This is a genomic window from Streptomyces sp. NPDC059092 (genome assembly GCF_042756365.1).
Lineage (GTDB): Bacteria > Actinomycetota > Actinomycetes > Streptomycetales > Streptomycetaceae > Streptomyces.
Genome location: NZ_JBHZEJ010000023.1, coordinates 40,070 through 54,841 on the forward strand (window position 1 = coordinate 40,070; position 14,772 = coordinate 54,841).

General features: G+C 72.8%; 12 protein-coding genes. 7 read left to right on the top strand and 5 right to left on the bottom strand.

Annotated elements, in window-relative coordinates; genetic code table 11:
* Positions 1–58 precede the first annotated feature (58 nt).
* From ACFXPL_RS16120 to ACFXPL_RS16130, 3 genes are all read right to left on the bottom strand, one after another.
* The gene (locus tag ACFXPL_RS16120; protein WP_384918780.1) at positions 59–1,066 is read right to left on the bottom strand and encodes a 1-aminocyclopropane-1-carboxylate deaminase; all 1,008 of its coding nucleotides are present in this window, start codon (positions 1,064–1,066) and stop codon (positions 59–61) included.
* Between the two features lie 79 nt (positions 1,067–1,145).
* Positions 1,146–1,835, bottom strand: coding sequence for a GntR family transcriptional regulator (locus ACFXPL_RS16125; protein ID WP_384918783.1), 690 nt, complete (start codon positions 1,833–1,835; stop codon positions 1,146–1,148).
* Positions 1,836–1,897: 62 nt separating this feature from the next.
* Complete coding sequence (locus ACFXPL_RS16130; RefSeq protein ID WP_384918785.1) at positions 1,898–2,590, bottom strand: PAS domain-containing protein; 693 nt, start codon at positions 2,588–2,590, stop codon at positions 1,898–1,900.
* A gap of 183 nt (positions 2,591–2,773) precedes the next feature.
* On the opposite strand from ACFXPL_RS16130, the gene ACFXPL_RS16135 reads away from it, so the two are divergent.
* The gene (locus ACFXPL_RS16135) at positions 2,774–6,151 is read left to right on the top strand and encodes a cytochrome P450 (protein ID WP_384918787.1); all 3,378 of its coding nucleotides are present in this window, start codon (positions 2,774–2,776) and stop codon (positions 6,149–6,151) included.
* Positions 6,152–6,180: 29 nt separating this feature from the next.
* Here ACFXPL_RS16135 and ACFXPL_RS16140 read toward each other — a convergent pair whose 3' ends face one another.
* Both ACFXPL_RS16140 and ACFXPL_RS16145 read right to left on the bottom strand, forming a co-directional pair.
* The gene (locus tag ACFXPL_RS16140; RefSeq protein ID WP_384918900.1) at positions 6,181–6,660 is read right to left on the bottom strand and encodes a MarR family winged helix-turn-helix transcriptional regulator; all 480 of its coding nucleotides are present in this window, start codon (positions 6,658–6,660) and stop codon (positions 6,181–6,183) included.
* An 89-nt stretch (positions 6,661–6,749) separates the two neighbouring features.
* On the bottom strand, positions 6,750–8,564 hold the full coding sequence (locus ACFXPL_RS16145) for an FUSC family protein (protein ID WP_384918790.1): 1,815 nt from the start codon (positions 8,562–8,564) through the stop codon (positions 6,750–6,752).
* A 151-nt stretch (positions 8,565–8,715) separates the two neighbouring features.
* On the opposite strand from ACFXPL_RS16145, the gene ACFXPL_RS16150 reads away from it, so the two are divergent.
* The 6 genes from ACFXPL_RS16150 to ACFXPL_RS16175 all read left to right on the top strand — a co-directional run bounded on the left by ACFXPL_RS16150 (position 8,716) and on the right by ACFXPL_RS16175 (position 14,746).
* Positions 8,716–9,174, top strand: coding sequence for an SPW repeat protein (locus ACFXPL_RS16150; protein WP_384918793.1), 459 nt, complete (start codon positions 8,716–8,718; stop codon positions 9,172–9,174).
* 108 nt (positions 9,175–9,282) lie between these two features.
* Positions 9,283–9,927 carry a peptide deformylase gene (def, locus tag ACFXPL_RS16155; RefSeq protein ID WP_384918796.1) on the top strand — a complete coding sequence of 215 codons (645 nt, stop codon included), beginning with the start codon at positions 9,283–9,285 and terminating at the stop codon, positions 9,925–9,927.
* A gap of 396 nt (positions 9,928–10,323) precedes the next feature.
* Entirely contained in the window at positions 10,324–11,280 is a 957-nt protein-coding gene (locus ACFXPL_RS16160; protein ID WP_384918799.1) for a TauD/TfdA dioxygenase family protein, read from the top strand.
* Between the two features lie 147 nt (positions 11,281–11,427).
* On the top strand, positions 11,428–12,165 hold the full coding sequence (locus tag ACFXPL_RS16165; RefSeq protein ID WP_384918802.1) for a FadR/GntR family transcriptional regulator: 738 nt from the start codon (positions 11,428–11,430) through the stop codon (positions 12,163–12,165).
* Positions 12,162–13,718, top strand: coding sequence for an amino acid permease (locus ACFXPL_RS16170; protein ID WP_384918805.1), 1,557 nt, complete (start codon positions 12,162–12,164; stop codon positions 13,716–13,718). Before ACFXPL_RS16165 ends, ACFXPL_RS16170 begins: the two co-directional genes overlap by 4 nt.
* Positions 13,719–13,720: 2 nt before the next feature.
* Positions 13,721–14,746, top strand: coding sequence for an asparaginase (locus ACFXPL_RS16175; RefSeq protein WP_384918808.1), 1,026 nt, complete (start codon positions 13,721–13,723; stop codon positions 14,744–14,746).
* Positions 14,747–14,772 lie beyond the last annotated feature (26 nt).

Below are 14,772 nucleotides of genomic sequence, written 5' to 3' on the forward strand. Positions count from 1 at the left end.
ATCCCGGACCGGTCCGGAGCCGAAAGGCGGCCCCGGACGGGCCGGTACGCGGACTCGCTCAGGCGAAGGCGCCACTGTACGCGTTCAGGGCGGGCTGGCCGCCGAGGTGGGCGTAGAGGACCGTCGAGTCCTTGCCGATCTCCCCCGTACGGACCAGATCGATGAGCCCGGCCATGGACTTGCCCTCGTACACCGGGTCGATGATGACCCCCTCCAGGCTTCCGGTGAGCCGGATGGCGTCCAGCGTCGACTCGACGGGGACGCCGTAGCGGTCGCCCGCCCAGCCTTCGAGCACGCTGATCTCGTCGTCGCGCAGCTCGCGCCCGAGGCCGATCAGCTCCGCCGTGTGCCGGGCGATCCGCCCGACCTGGTCCCGGGTCTCCGCGATCCTGGCGGACGCGTCGATCCCGATGACCCGCCGGGGCCGGTCCTGCCCGGCGAACCCGGCGATCATCCCGGCATGCGTGGAGCCCGTGACGCTGCACACGACGATCGTGTCGAAGAAGACGCCGTGCTCGGCCTCCTGGCGCTCCACCTCGTAAGCCCAGTTGGCGAACCCGAGGCCGCCGAGCCGGTGCTCCGAGGCGCCGGCCGGGATCGCGTACGGCGTGCCGCCCTCGGCGCGCACCTCGTCCAGCGCCTGCTGCCAGGAGTCCTTGACGCCGATCCCGAAGCCCGCCGGGTCGAGCCGGACGTCGGCCCCCATGATGCGGGAGAGCAGGATGTTGCCCACCTTGTCGTTCACGGCGTCGGGCCAGTCGACCCACTTCTCCTGGACGAGCCGGGCCTTCAGGCCCAGATGGGCGGCGACGGCGGCCACCTGGCGGGTGTGGTTCGACTGGTATCCGCCGATCGAGACCAGGGTGTCCGCGCCCTGCTCCAGTATGTCGGGGACGATGTACTCCAGCTTGCGGGTCTTGTTGCCGCCGTACGCGAGCCCGGAGTTGCAGTCCTCGCGCTTGGCCCAGACGGCCGCGCCGCCCAGATGGCGGCTCAGCCGCTCCAGCTTGTGGATCGGGCTCGGGCCGAAGAGCAGTGGATAGCGTGCGAAGTCCTCGATCGGCACGGGGGTGTTCCTCTCGCTCGGGCCGGGTGGTGCGGGACGTACGGGGGTGCGGGTGCCGTGGTGCGGGGAAGGCGACCGCTCAGCGGGCGAGGACCAGGCCGTGGCCGCCGGAGACGGCCGGGTCGGGGTCCGCGTCGGCGAGGGTCATCCAGGTCATGTGCGCGACGGACGCCGCGGTGGCCGCGTCCCCCGCCGCGCAGGCGTCGATCATCCGGTCGTGCAGGGCGACGGAGCCGAGTCCGGCCGAGGAGGAGAAGCGCACCCGCTCGATCCGGCGCAGCAGCGGTGTGTACTGGTCGAGCACATCCGTGACGACGGTGTTGGTGGCGGCCGTCACGCAGATACGGTGCAGGGCGTCGTCGGCCGCCAGCGCGCCCGTCACGTCGCCCCGCTCCAGCGCCGCCGCGAACGCCTCGTTCTCGGCCCGCATCGCCTCGATGTCCGCCGGGGCGAGCACCGGGACGGCGAGCCGTACGGCCAGCTCGTGCAGGGACGCCACCACCGGCTGGGCGTCGCGGACGGCCGTGGCGTCGAGCGCGCTCACCCGGGTCGACCTGCCGGGCCTGCTCACCACCAGACCGCTGCGCTCCAGCCGCATCAGGGCCTCGCGGATCGGCGTACGGCTCACCCCGATCCACCGCTCCAGCTCACTCTCCCGAAGCTGCTCGTCGGGGCGGAGCGTGCCGTCGACGATGGCGTCCCGCAGGGCGGTGAAGGCGCGGTCACGCAGCAGGACCCGGGAGGCGAGCGAGGTAGCGGGAATCGGCATGCAATATATTGCATGCGCCGACCGGGGGCGCTGTCAAGAGCGGACCCGTGGGCGGACCTGGCTCAGGCGGGACGCGGGCCCGTGTCCCGCCGCCCGTCCTCGGCCGGGGCGGGCGGCCAGACCCCGGGGGCGAGAACGCCCGTCACATAGGCGTGCGCGACCAGCGCCGCCCGGTTGCCGACGCCCCAGCGCCGGGAGAGCCGGCCCAGGTGGTAAGTGACGCCGTCGACGGTCAGCCCGACCGTCCTGGCGATCTGCGCCGTCGTACTGCCGCCCGCCACCAGCGCGAGGATCCGCGCCTCGGCCGTACTGGTCCCGCCGGCGTCCGCCGCACCGGTGGCCGGGGGCGCGGGTGCGCGCTCCCCGCGCACCCGCAGCGCCAGCAGCAGGACGGGCGCGGACTCCGGGCCGCCGAGCAGGTCGATCGTCAGCTCGCCGTACCGCTCGGCGCCACCGGCGGCGGACCAGGACACCTCGACGGGGTAGCGCGACCTGCGGCCGTGGCGTACCGCGTCGGCGACGGCGTGGAGCTGCCCCGTCCCCGGTGTACGGAAGAGGGCCAGCGCGCTGTGCCCCCGCAGCCGGCCGGGCAGTACGCCCCACTCCGCCGCCATCGCCGGATTGGCCATCAGGACGCCCCCGTCCGGGGAACAGAGCGCGATCGGCACCGGAAGGCGGTCGAAGAGCAGGAAGGCCCGGTTGCGCCAGGCGACCGCGTCGCCGTCCCATTCCATGGGGGTCTGTCCGTGCGTCACCGCGCCGGCCCCTCTCACAATCCGGCGGCCGGGGCAACCCCGGACCGCGGTCCGACACTACAGGAACATGTAGGAGCGGGGCCGTCCAACGCGGCGGCGCCGGGCCAGGGTTGAAGGAGCCGCCGAAGGCTCCCCGGCACCGGCCGGGAGTCCGCCCCACGTCAGCGGAAGGTGAACCCGCACATGACCGAGACCGTGCTCCCGACGAGGACCGCAGCCCCCGACAGCTCCGTATCCGCCGAGACCGCCGAAGCTGTTGAAGCCGCAGCCGCAGCCGCAGCCGCCGGAACACCGGAAAGCCCCGAGACCCCTGGGGCGCCTGGGACCCCTGGGGGTCTCGACCCCGCCCTCGCCCCGGTCCCCGTCTCCGACATCTCGGAGAGCTTCACGGGCAGCCTCCCCGTCCACGTACAGATGGAACTGTTGCGCCGGCACGGCCCGCTCGTCGTGCAGCGCAGGTACGGGCGGGACTTCGTCATGGCGGGCGGCGTCGACGTCGTCACGGAGCTGGCCGACGAGCGACGGTTCGCCAAGTACGTGGGGCCCGCGCTGGAGAACGTCCGGGAGTTCGCCGCCGACGGACTGTTCACGGCGTACAACGACGAGCCCAACTGGGCCAAGGCGCACGACATCCTGATGCCCGCGTTCTCCCTCGGCTCGATGCGCACCTACCACCCGGTGATGCTGAAGGTCGCCCAGCGGGTGACCGGCGCCTGGGACCGGCGCGCCGCCTCGGGAACCCCGGTCGACGTCGCCGACGACATGACCCGGATGACCCTCGACACCATCGGACTGAGCGGGTTCGGCTTCGACTTCGGCTCGTTCGAGCGCGAAGGTACGCACCCCTTCGTGGACGCCATGGTGCGCTGCCTCGACTGGTCCATGACCCGCCTCCTGCGCGCGCCCGACGCCGACCACAGCGAGGCGGACGCGGCGTTCCGCGCCGACGCGGCCTACCTCGCCTCGGTCGTCGACGAGGTCATCGCCGCGCGTACCGCGAACGGGGCCGGCGGACAGGAGGCCCAGGAGACCCGGGACCTGCTGGGGCTGATGCTCACCGCGCCCCACCCCTCCGACGGCACCACTCTCTCCCTGGAGAACATCCGCAACCAGATCATCACCTTTCTGATCGCCGGTCACGAGACCACCTCGGGCGCGCTCTCCTTCGCCCTGTACTACCTGCTCAAGAACCCGACCGTGCTCCGCCTGGTCCAGCGCGAGGTGGACGAGCTGTGGGGGGACGTCCCCGACCCCGAGCCCACGTACGAGGACGTCGGACGGCTCCGCTACACCCGCCAGGTCCTGAACGAGGCGCTGCGGCTGTGGCCCACGGCCCCCGGCTTCCAGCGCGAGGCGCGCGAGGACACCGTCCTCGCCGGACGGCTGCCGCTGCGCGCGGGGGAGGGGGTCCACGTCGTCGTACCGATGCTGCACCGCGACCCCTCGGTATGGGGCGACAACCCGGAGCTGTTCGACCCCGCCCGCTTCGCCCCGGAGGCGGAGGCGGCCCGTTCCTCGCACGCGTACAAGCCGTTCGGGGTCGGTGAACGTGCCTGCATCGGGCGGCAGTTCGCCCTGCACGAGGCGACGATGCTGCTCGGGATGCTCGTGCACCGCTACCGGCTGATCGACCAGGACGACTACCAGCTCACCCTGAAGCAGTCACTGACCATCAAGCCCGACGGCTTCACCCTCACCCCCGTACGGCGCACCCCCGCCGACCGGGCCGCACACCGCGCCGCTCCGCCCGCCGGTACGTCCGGCGCCGCCGCGAGCGACGGCCGCGACCCGGTGCGGAAGGCCGGGCTCCCCGTACGGGTCCGGCAGGGCACCGGCGCGCTCCTGCTGCACGGCACCAACTACGGGACCTGCCGGGACTTCGCCGGACAGCTCGCCGCCGTCGCCGGCGACCTCGGCTGCGCCACCGACGTCGCCCCGCTCGACGCGCGCACCGCCGCCCTCCCCACCGACCGGCCCGTCGTCATCGTCGCCGCCTCCTACAACGGCCAGCCCACCGACGACGCGGCGGCCTTCCTCCGCTGGCTGGAGCAGGCGGAACCCGGCGCCGCCGAGGGGGTCGACTACGCCGTCCTCGGCGTCGGTGACCGCAACTGGGCCGCCACCTACCAGCGCGTCCCCACACTCATCGACGAGCGGCTCGCCGCGCTGGGTGCCACCCGGCTCATGGCGCGCGCCGAGGGCGACGCCTCCGGCGACCTGACCGGGGCCGTAGACGCCTTCGCCGACGCGCTGCGCACCGTACTCCTGGAGCGCCACGGCGATCCCGGCGCCACCGAGGACGCCACGCGGACGGCCGCCGACGACGCCCCCGCCTACACCGTCACCGAGGTCACCGGCGGCCCGCTCGCCACCCTGACCGCCCGCCACGGACTGGTCCCGATGACGGTCACGGAGACGGCGCCCCTCACGGACCCAGCCCATCCCCGGGTCAAGCGGTTCGTCCGGCTCGCCCTGCCCGACGGGGTCACCTACCGCACCGGGGACCACCTCGCCGTGCTCCCCGCCAACGCCCCCGGCCCGGTCGCCCGCGCCGCCGGGCTGCTCGGCGCCGACCTCGGCACCGTCCTGAACATCGTCGCCAACCGCACCGTACGGGGCGGCATCGCCGTCGACCGGCCGGTGACCGTACGGGAACTCCTCACCCGCCACGTCGAACTCCAGGACCGCCCCACCGCCGCCCACCTGGCCACCCTGGCCGCGCTCAATCCGTGCCCGCCCGAGCGTGCGGCGCTGCGCGCGCTCGCGGACGACGAGGACGCGCGGGCCGCCGACCACCGCACGCTCCTCGACCTGATCGAGGACCACCCCGCCCTCCGCGAGTCCCTCACCTGGCCCGTGCTGCTGGAACTGCTGCCGCCGCTGCGGCCCCGCCACTACTCCCTCTCCTCCTCGCCGTCGACGAGCCCGCACCACGCCGACCTCATGGTCTCGCTCCTGGACGCGCCCGCCCGTTCGGGACGCGGCGGACACCGCGGCGTCGGCTCCGGGTATCTCACCTCGCTGCGCCCGGGGGAGACCGTGCTCGCCCGGGTCCAGCCGTGCCGGGAGGCGTTCCGTGTCGCACACGACGCGACGACCCCGGTCATCATGATCGGCGCCGGCACCGGTCTCGCCCCCTTCCGCGCCGCCATCGCCGAGCGGCGCGCCCTCGTGGAAGGGGGCGCCCAACTGGCCCCGGCACTCTGCTACTTCGGCTGTGACAGCGAGGACGCCGACTATCTGCACGCCGACGAACTGCGCGCGGCCGAGCGGGCCGGCGCGGTCAGCATGCGCCCCGTGTTCAGCCACACCCCGGTCGGCGGACGGCGCTTCGTCCAGCACCGTGTCGCCGACGAGGCGGACGAGGTGTGGGCCCTGCTGAACGACGGCGCCCGCGTCCGCGTCTGCGGCGATGGAGCCAGGATGGCGCCCGGTGTCCGTGACACCCTGCGCGAGCTGTACGTACGCCACACCCCCGGCGCGGACGGGAGCGCGGCGCAGCACTGGCTCCAGGAACTCACCGCTCAGGGCCGCTACGCCGAGGATGTCCACACCGGCTGACCCTCGGCGTACGCGTTCCGGGCCCGACGTCAGTCGAGCAGGCTGCCCAGCCTGCCTTCCAGCAGCACCAGCAACTCGCCGAGTGATTCGGCGAGTCGCTGGTGGCTCTCGGTGTCGAGGCCGTCCAGCAGGGACGCGTCGTACGCCACCTGCTCGGGCAGCAGCCGGTCGAGCAGGTGGCGGCCCTCGTCCGTCAGGGAGAGATGGGTGACCCGGCGGTCCCGGTCGTCGAGGCGCCGGGCGATCAGGTCCCGGCTCTCCAACTGCCGTAGCCGCTTGGTGACGGCCGCGCCCGACGCGAAGGTCTCGCGGGCGATCCGGCCGGGGGTCAGCTCCCGGTCCGTCCTGCGCAGCGCCCCCAGGATGTCGAACTCCGCGCGGGTCAGCCCCTCCCGCCGCAGTGGGGCGTCGGCGGCCTGCTGGAGCAGTGCGGCGCAGCGGTTGAGGCGTCCGATCACCGCCATCGGCGCGGTGTCCAGACCGGGCATCACCTGCTCCCACTGCCGCATCACCCCCGCTACGGCGTCCTCGGCGTTCTCGGTCACCCGCACACTCCTTCGTTCCGGTCGGGCCGATTCTGCCCTCCGGGTCCGGGTGCTCAGGACACCGGGACCCGTGGCGCGGCGTGGCGGACCAGCCGGGCCAACGTACGGTGGCCCTCGCGTTCGGCCGCGGCGACCCGCTCCGCGGGCAGGGAGCGCTGCCACCACTCGCCCGAGGCGACCTCGAACGCCTCGCGCAGCTCGACGAGCGAGAGCGAGAGCGCGAGCCGGTCCCGGGCCCAGCCGCTCTCGCGGTCACCGTCCCCGACGGCCGGACCGTCCTCGCGATCCGGTCCTCCGCCCGCGCCTCCGCCTTCACCGAGCCGGTGCAGGGCCGCGCTCCGCGCCGCCGTGACCCGCGCCAGCGCCTCGTCGATCCGGTCGGTGGCCCGGCGGTTGGTGACCACCGCACAGCAGGCCAGCCCCACCGCCACGCCCACGACCGTGTCGATCAGCCGGTCGGCGATCAACGTGCCGGCCGGCAGACGGCCGCCGAACTCCGTGAGCAGCAGCGCCATGGGGGTCACGCAGACCGAACCCAGCCAGTAGTTACGGGTGATGAGGGCTTCCGCCCCGATCTGGAGGGCCAGCGCGAGCAGCACCATGGCGAGCGGACCGACCCGGATCAGCGGCAGCAGCGCGAAGAAGAGGATCAGCCCGAGCGCGTTCCCGAGCACCCGCTGGAGGGCCCGCTGCCCGGAGAGCGTGCTGTTGGCCTGGTGGATGGAGGCCGCGGAGACCACCGCCCAGTACGGATGCCCGACCCCGGCGGCCAGCGAGACCCATCCCGCCAGGGTGCAGCCGACGGCGACCCGGACACCGATCGGCAGCAGCGGGGAGCCGGGCCGCAGTCGCGCCAGGACGGCCCGTACCCCCGTGACACGATCAGGAGCGGGACGGCGCGGCGCCGCCGGTACGGTGTGTGCCGCGTCCGCTGCCGTCCGCGTCTCCCTCTCCGTCGCCGTTCCGGCTTCCGCGGTGACCTCCGCCGGCCGGCGGGGGTCGCCGGGCGTCGGCCCGATCTCCGGCAGGGCGCCCCGGCTCCGTATCGCCCGGGCCTGCGCGGCGCACCGCTCGGCCTCGTGGGCCGGGGTGCGCGTACGCCCCTCGCAGGGCGCGGCGAGCGCCGACTCCGCGTGTGCCAGCAGGCGTTCGAGCCGGGCGCGGGCGGGGTCGGCGCCCGGGATCAGGAAGAGTGTGTGCCAGGCCGAGTTGACCGCCCCGGCCACGGCCTGCCGGGCCGTCAGCTCGGTGTCCCGCAGTGCCGCGTCCCTACCGTCCCGTGGCTCGGCCCCTTCCCGCCGGAGCCGCCACAGCGCCGCCGCCGACTCCAGGGCCCGGGCCACCGCGAGCCGTTCGGGGCCGTGCGGCCGTACCAGCACGGGCGCCATGCAGACGAGCCAGGCCACCGCGCCGGCGGCCAGCGCCAGGGCGAGATGGAGGGGCACGTCCCCGATCCGCTGCGGCATGAAGAACGCGGACGAGGCGATGAACGTGAGGATCAGATTGCCCGGCGGCCCGATGCGTGTCGCGTCGCAGAGCGTCTTGTGCGCGGCGGCGACCAGCGAGGCGCCCACCACCAGCAGGACGGGCGAGGCGGTCAGTGAGGCGGCCGTCAGCGCGACCCCGAGACTCACGACCATGCCCAGCACCACCCACAGCAGGGTGCGGGCTCGGGCCGCGTACGGCAGCCCGTGCGCGTACAGGGCGCACATCGCCCCCGCCGACGTGTACAGGACGAGATCCAGCCGCCCCAGCGCCAGCAGCGTCAGGTCGGGCACGGCGAGCGCCGCCGCCGCGCTGAGCGCCGGCTTGTGCCAGGTGTCGACGGGCCGTCGCAGTCGAACGGCGGTCCTGAGGTGCTTACGCATACGAAAAGGTTAACAGGTGTTTTACCTGTGAACGTTTTTTCTGTATCCGCCGACTGCTACACAAAAGCGTGGAAAGCGAGCAAACTGGGGTTGTTACGGCTCGATGCCGTACATCCCGGTCAGACTTGCACGAACGAAGGAGGCGAGTCGTATGGCCGACGTCTCACATTCGAGGGGCGACCTGTCCAGTCACCCCGATGTTCCCGAGATGCGCGCGAGGTACGCCCGCATGCTCGGCGGACGCGGTGCGGCGCTTCTGGACGGGCCGGTGTTCCTCGTCGGCCTGTTCTGCGCCCTGTCGCCCTGGATCATCCACTTCACCGTGAGCCAGCCGGCCCTCGCGACGCACAACCTGATCATGGGGATCGCGATCGTCGTGATGGCGCTCGGCCTGACCCTCGCCCCGGTGCGGATGGCCGGGCTGAGCTGGGCCCTGTGCGCCATGGGTATCTGGCTGGTCATCGCTCCATGGATCGTCGGCAGCAGTCCTGACGCGGGCGTCATCTGGACCAACGTCGTCATCGGCGCACTCACGTTCCTCTTCGGACTCGCGTGTGCCGGTACGGCGATGCGAGCCGCCCGGAAGGTGGGAACCACCCGGAAGATGTGAACCGCGCGAGCCCGAGCGGAGCGCGGCCGGCCCGTCCCCAGCGGGCGGGCCGCGCCCCGTTTCCCGGCATCCGTTTCCCACGTGCCACGAGGGTGGGATCATGACGCGATGACGCTGATCGACCATGTGGACGCCCTCCTCGAATCCGCCGGCACACCACCCGGCACACCACCCGTCGTCGCGGCGGGCGACCCGGTCCTGCGACGCCCGGCGGCCCCGTACGACGGGCAGTTGGGGGACGAACGGCTGGCGCGCCTGATCCGGCTGATGCGCGAGACGATGCACGCCGCCCCCGGTGTCGGGCTCGCGGCGCCCCAGATCGGGATCCCGCTCAGGATCGCGGTCGTCGAGGACCCGGCCCAGGCACCGGAAGACGTCCTCACGGCCAGGGACCGGGTCCCGCAGCCCTTCCGGGTCCTGGTCAACCCGTCGTACGAACCCGCCGGCGAGCACCGGGCCGCCTTCTTCGAGGGATGCCTCAGCGTCCCCGGCTGGCAGGCCGTGGTGGCCAGGCCCCGGGCCGTCAGGCTCCGTTGCCAGGACGAACGGGGGCGGGAGATCGACGAGGAGTTCTCCGGGTGGCCGGCCCGGATCGTCCAGCACGAGACGGACCATCTCGACGGAACGCTCTACATCGACCTGGCCGAGACCCGCTCCCTCTCCGCCACCCACCACCTCGCCGAGCGCTGGTCCCAGCCCACCCCCGACCTCGCCGCCCGGGAACTCGGCTTCCCCCTCCCCACCGCTTTCTAGGACCACTCCTCGCGGGCCGCCGGGCCGCGCGGGGGCCGGCGCACCGCACCGTGCCTCGTCCCGCCGTTCGGAGGCAGGGGCGCGGGAGCGGGCGTGCCTGAGGTACGGTGCCTCCCATGGGTACGCATTCTCATCTCCGTGCAGTGGAGTCGCGCTTCGGCGACGTCCGCGGCGGGTGTGCGCCCCGCGGTCTCAGCTTTCTGCGCCGCCGCGGCCGGGTGGGTTCTCCCCCGGCCCTCCCCTGTCTCTGCCGCTGACCCGCGCCGCAGGCCTGTAGCCCCCGTACCTCCGTAGCCACTGAGCGGGTACGGCTCGTACGGCCGTACCCGCATCGCCAGGCCCCACCCCGCGCGTGTCGCGTCGCACCCCCTCCGCCGTGCCGATCTGAGGAGCCCCGTGACCACCACCGCCGAACCCGCCGCAGCCGAAACCCCCGCCGTCGTACAGCCCCTGCTGCGCGAGCACCGCATCCCCGCCGACGGTCTCTACGAAGGCCACCGGGAACTGCGCCGCCTCCCGGAGGGGTGGCAGGAGCGGCCCTACGAACTCTTCGGCCTCGTCCCGCAGGCGCGCACCATCGGGGCCGAGGTCCGGGGCCTCGATCTGTCCCGCCCGCTGGAGCCCGCCGTACGCGCCGAACTCGACCGGGCCCTGCTGGAGTGGAAGGTGCTCTTCTTCCGCGGTCAGCACCTCACCTCCGAGAAGCAGCGCGAGTTCGCCCTGAACTGGGGCGAGTTGGAGACCAACCCGCTGCTCGCCACGGCCGGCGCGCCGGATGTCGTCCGCTTCGACCGCACCGCCGTCCCCACCTTCGAGAACGTCTGGCACACCGATGTCACCTTCCGGGAGCGGCCCGCGCTCGGCGCCGTCCTGCAACTGCGCGAGGTGCCGCCGTCCGGCGGTGACACGATGTGGGCCGACATGGCCGCCGCGTACGACAACCTCCCGCAGGACGTGAAGGACCGTATCGACGGCGCCCGTGCCGTCCACGACTACATACCGGGTTTCTCGCGCTTCTACTCCGCCGAGCGGCTGGCCGCCCTCCAGGACGAGTTCCCGCCGGTCGAGCACCCGGTGGTGCGCCGCCACCCCGACACGGGCCGGCGGATGCTCTTCGTCAACACGTCCTTCACCACCCGCATCGTGGGTCTTGAGCGGGCGGAGAGCGACCGGCTGCTGCGGCTGCTGTTCCAGCAGGCCCATGTGCCCGAGTTCCAGGTGCGGTTCCGCTGGGAGGCGGGCGACATCGCCTTCTGGGACAACCGTGCCACCCAGCACTACGCCGTCAGCGACTACGCCCCGCACCGCCGGGTCGCCGAACGCGTCGCCATCGCGGGGGACCGGCCCTTCTGACCGTCCTTCCCGTCACCGGCAACCGATTCCTTGGGGCCCGTCCGCCGTCGCGGACGGGCCCCAAGGGCTCTGTGGATCTTCCGGGGCCGGGCAAGATCCCTGTTCAGACCCTTGACACATCAGGTTCACGCAAATCAGGATGCCCGGGTGAACCTGTCAGACAGCCAGACAGCCGGGGCCGTGCCCAGAAGGATCAGCGCGATGGAAGCCGTGCTGAACCATCTCAGGAGCGCCATCGAGCGGAGCGAGTACGCGGTAGGGGAGAAGCTGCCCTCCGAGGCGGAGCTCTGCCGCCGTCTCGAAGTGAGCCGGCCGGTGCTCCGTGAGGCCCTACGGGCACTCCAGACGATGGGACTGACCGTCTCACGTACCGGAAAAGGCACCTTCGTCGTGTCCAACGGCCCGGTGGAGGACCCCACCTTCGGCGACTACTCGGCGAGCGACCTCCTGGAGGTACGCCGCCATGTGGAGATCCCGGTCGCCGGGTACGCGGCGACCCGCCGTACCGCCGAGGACCTCGACCACCTCATCCATCTGCTGGAGCGGATGGAACACGAGACCGACACCACCGCGTGGGTGGCGATGGACACCCTCTTCCACCTCTCGGTCGCCCAGGCGGCCCAGAACCCGGTCTTCCGCCGGGTCATAGAGGAGATCCGCGACGCGCTGGCCCGCCAGTCGGCGTTCCTCAACGAACTCGGCGGGCGGCGTGAGCAGTCCAACCTGGAGCACCGGGCGATCGTCGAAGCCCTCGTCGAGCAGTCCGAGAGCGACGCCATCGACGCCATGACCCACCACCTCGCACGGGTCGAGTCGACCCTGACCACCATCGTGCGGTCCCCCCACCGAGCGGCACCCCCCGAAGAAGGCGAAGACCAGGCGTGAGCGAGCAGTCCCTTCAGACAGAGCAGCAGGCGTGTCAGCCGGAGAAACCGCCGGTTCCTTCGAACACCCATGTCGACGCCGGCGACGCCGGATACAGCAAGGCCCTGAAGTCCCGGCACATCAACATGATCGCCATCGGCGGGGCCATCGGGACCGGGCTCTTCCTCGGCGCCGGTGGCCGGCTCGCCAGCGCGGGCCCCTCCCTCGCCGTCGCCTACGCGGTCTGCGGCCTGTTCGCCTTCCTCGTGGTGCGCGCCCTCGGCGAGCTGGTCCTGCACCGGCCGTCCTCCGGGGCGTTCGTCAGCTACGCCCGTGAGTTCATGGGCGAGAAGGGCGCCTTCGTCGCGGGCTGGATGTACTTCCTGAACTGGGCGACCACCGGAATCGCCGACATCACGGCGGTGGCGACCTACACCCACTACTGGGGCATGTTCTCCGACATACCGCAGTGGGTGCTCGCCCTGATCGCCCTCGCGGTCGTGCTGACCGTGAACCTCATATCCGTGAAGATCTTCGGCGAGCTGGAGTTCTGGTTCGCGATCATCAAGGTCGGCGCGCTCGTCCTCTTCATGCTCATCGGCATCTTCCTGCTGGTCACGCAGCACCCGGTCGACGGCCACACCCCCGGCCCCTCGCTGATCAGCGACAACGGCGGCCTTTTCCCGGCCGGGATGCTCCCGATGCTGCTGGTCATCCAGGGTGTCGTCTTCGCGTACGCCTCGGTCGAGCTGGTCGGTGTCACGGCGGGCGAGACCGAGTCGCCGGAGAAGATCATGCCCAAGGCGATCAACTCCATCATGTGGCGCGTGGCCCTCTTCTACGTCGGCTCGGTCGTGCTGCTGACGATGCTGCTGCCGTGGAACAAGTACTCCGCCGGTGAGAGCCCCTTCGTCACCGTGCTCTCCAACATCGGCATCCCCGCGGCGGGCGACGTGATGAACCTCGTCGTCCTCACCGCCGCGATGTCCAGCCTCAACTCCGGCCTCTACTCCACCGGACGCATCCTGCGCTCCATGTCGATGTCGGGATCCGCGCCGAGGTTCACCGGGGTGATGAGCCGCAGCCAGGTGCCGTACGGCGGCATCCTGCTCACCTCGGGCATCTGCGTGCTCGGCGTCGGCCTCAACTACGTGGTGCCCAGCAAGGCCTTCGAGATCGTCCTGAACTTCGCGGCGCTCGGCATCCTCTCCACCTGGTCCATGATCATGATCTGCCACCTGCTCTTCTGGCGGAAGACCAGGGCCGGGCTGCTCTCCCGGCCGAGCTACCAGCTCCCCGGCTCCCCCTGGACCGAGATCGTCACCCTGCTCTTCCTCGCCTCCGTCCTGGTCCTCATGTACGCGGACGGCGGCGCGGGCCGGACGACCGTGCTGGCCCTGCCGCTGATCGCCGCGGCCCTGGTCGGCGGCTGGTACGTGGTACGGGGCCGGGTCGCGACCCTCCGGGACGCGGCGGCCCGAGCGCGCGCCGGCGCCCCCTCCGACACCACCGGTACGACCGGCACCTCCGGCACCTCCGGCACCACCGACCGCGACCAGAACACCGAGAGCTGACCATGAACGACCCCACCACCCGGCGCCGCACCCCGGGCGAGGCGCCCGCCGTCCGCGCACCGGGCCACGTCCCCCTCGCCCATGTCGTACGGGGAGGCGTCGTCGAGGGCGTCCACCACGGCTCGGTCGTCGTCCTGGCGGCCGACGGCGGCGTGGAGTTCCTGGCCGGGGACATCGAGGCCGCGTTCTACCCGCGCTCCGCGCTCAAGCCGCTCCAGGCGGTCGCCCTCCTCCGGGCCGGGCTGCCCCTCCCCGACGACGAGGCGCTGGCCCTCACCGCGGCCAGCCACTCCGGCGAGGAGATCCACCTCGCCGTCGTCCGGCGCATGCTCGCCTCCGCCGGACTCACCGAGGACGACCTCGGCAACACCCCCGACCTGCCGTACGGGGCCGAGCAGCGCGACGCGTGGCTGCGCCGCGGCCTCGGGCCGAGCCGCCTCGCCCAGAACTGCTCGGGCAAGCACGTCTCCATGCTCAGGACCGCCCAGGCCCGGCAGTGGCCGACGGCCGGCTATCTCGACCCGGGCCACCCGCTCCAGAAGGAGATCGCCGGGACCGTCGAGGAGCTGACCGGGCAGCGCATCGCCCGGGTGACCGTCGACGGCTGCGGCGCCCCGCTGTTCTCCGTCTCCCTGCACGGGCTCACCCGGGCCGTCGCCCGGCTGGCCACCGCGGCCCCCGACACCGACGAGGGCCGGGTCGCGCACGCCATGCGCGCCCATCCGGAGCTGGTCTCCGGCACCGGCCGGGACGTGGCCGCGCTGATGCGCGCCGTGCCGGGGCTGCTCGCCAAGGACGGCTTCGAAGGGGTGCAGGTCGCGGCGCTCCCGGACGGCCGGGCCGTCGGCGTGAAGATCGCCGACGGCGCGGACCGCGCCAGGATGCCGGTGACCGCCGCGGCGCTCGCCCGGTGCGGCGTGGACCCCGACGTCCTCGCCCCGTTCGCCCGTACCCCCGTGACCGGCGGCGGCCGGGAGGTGGGGAGCCTGCGGGCGGCGGGCGCGCTGGCTCCCGTCACCCCCTGGTGAGCCCGCCTCCTCAGCGGCCCGGGCAG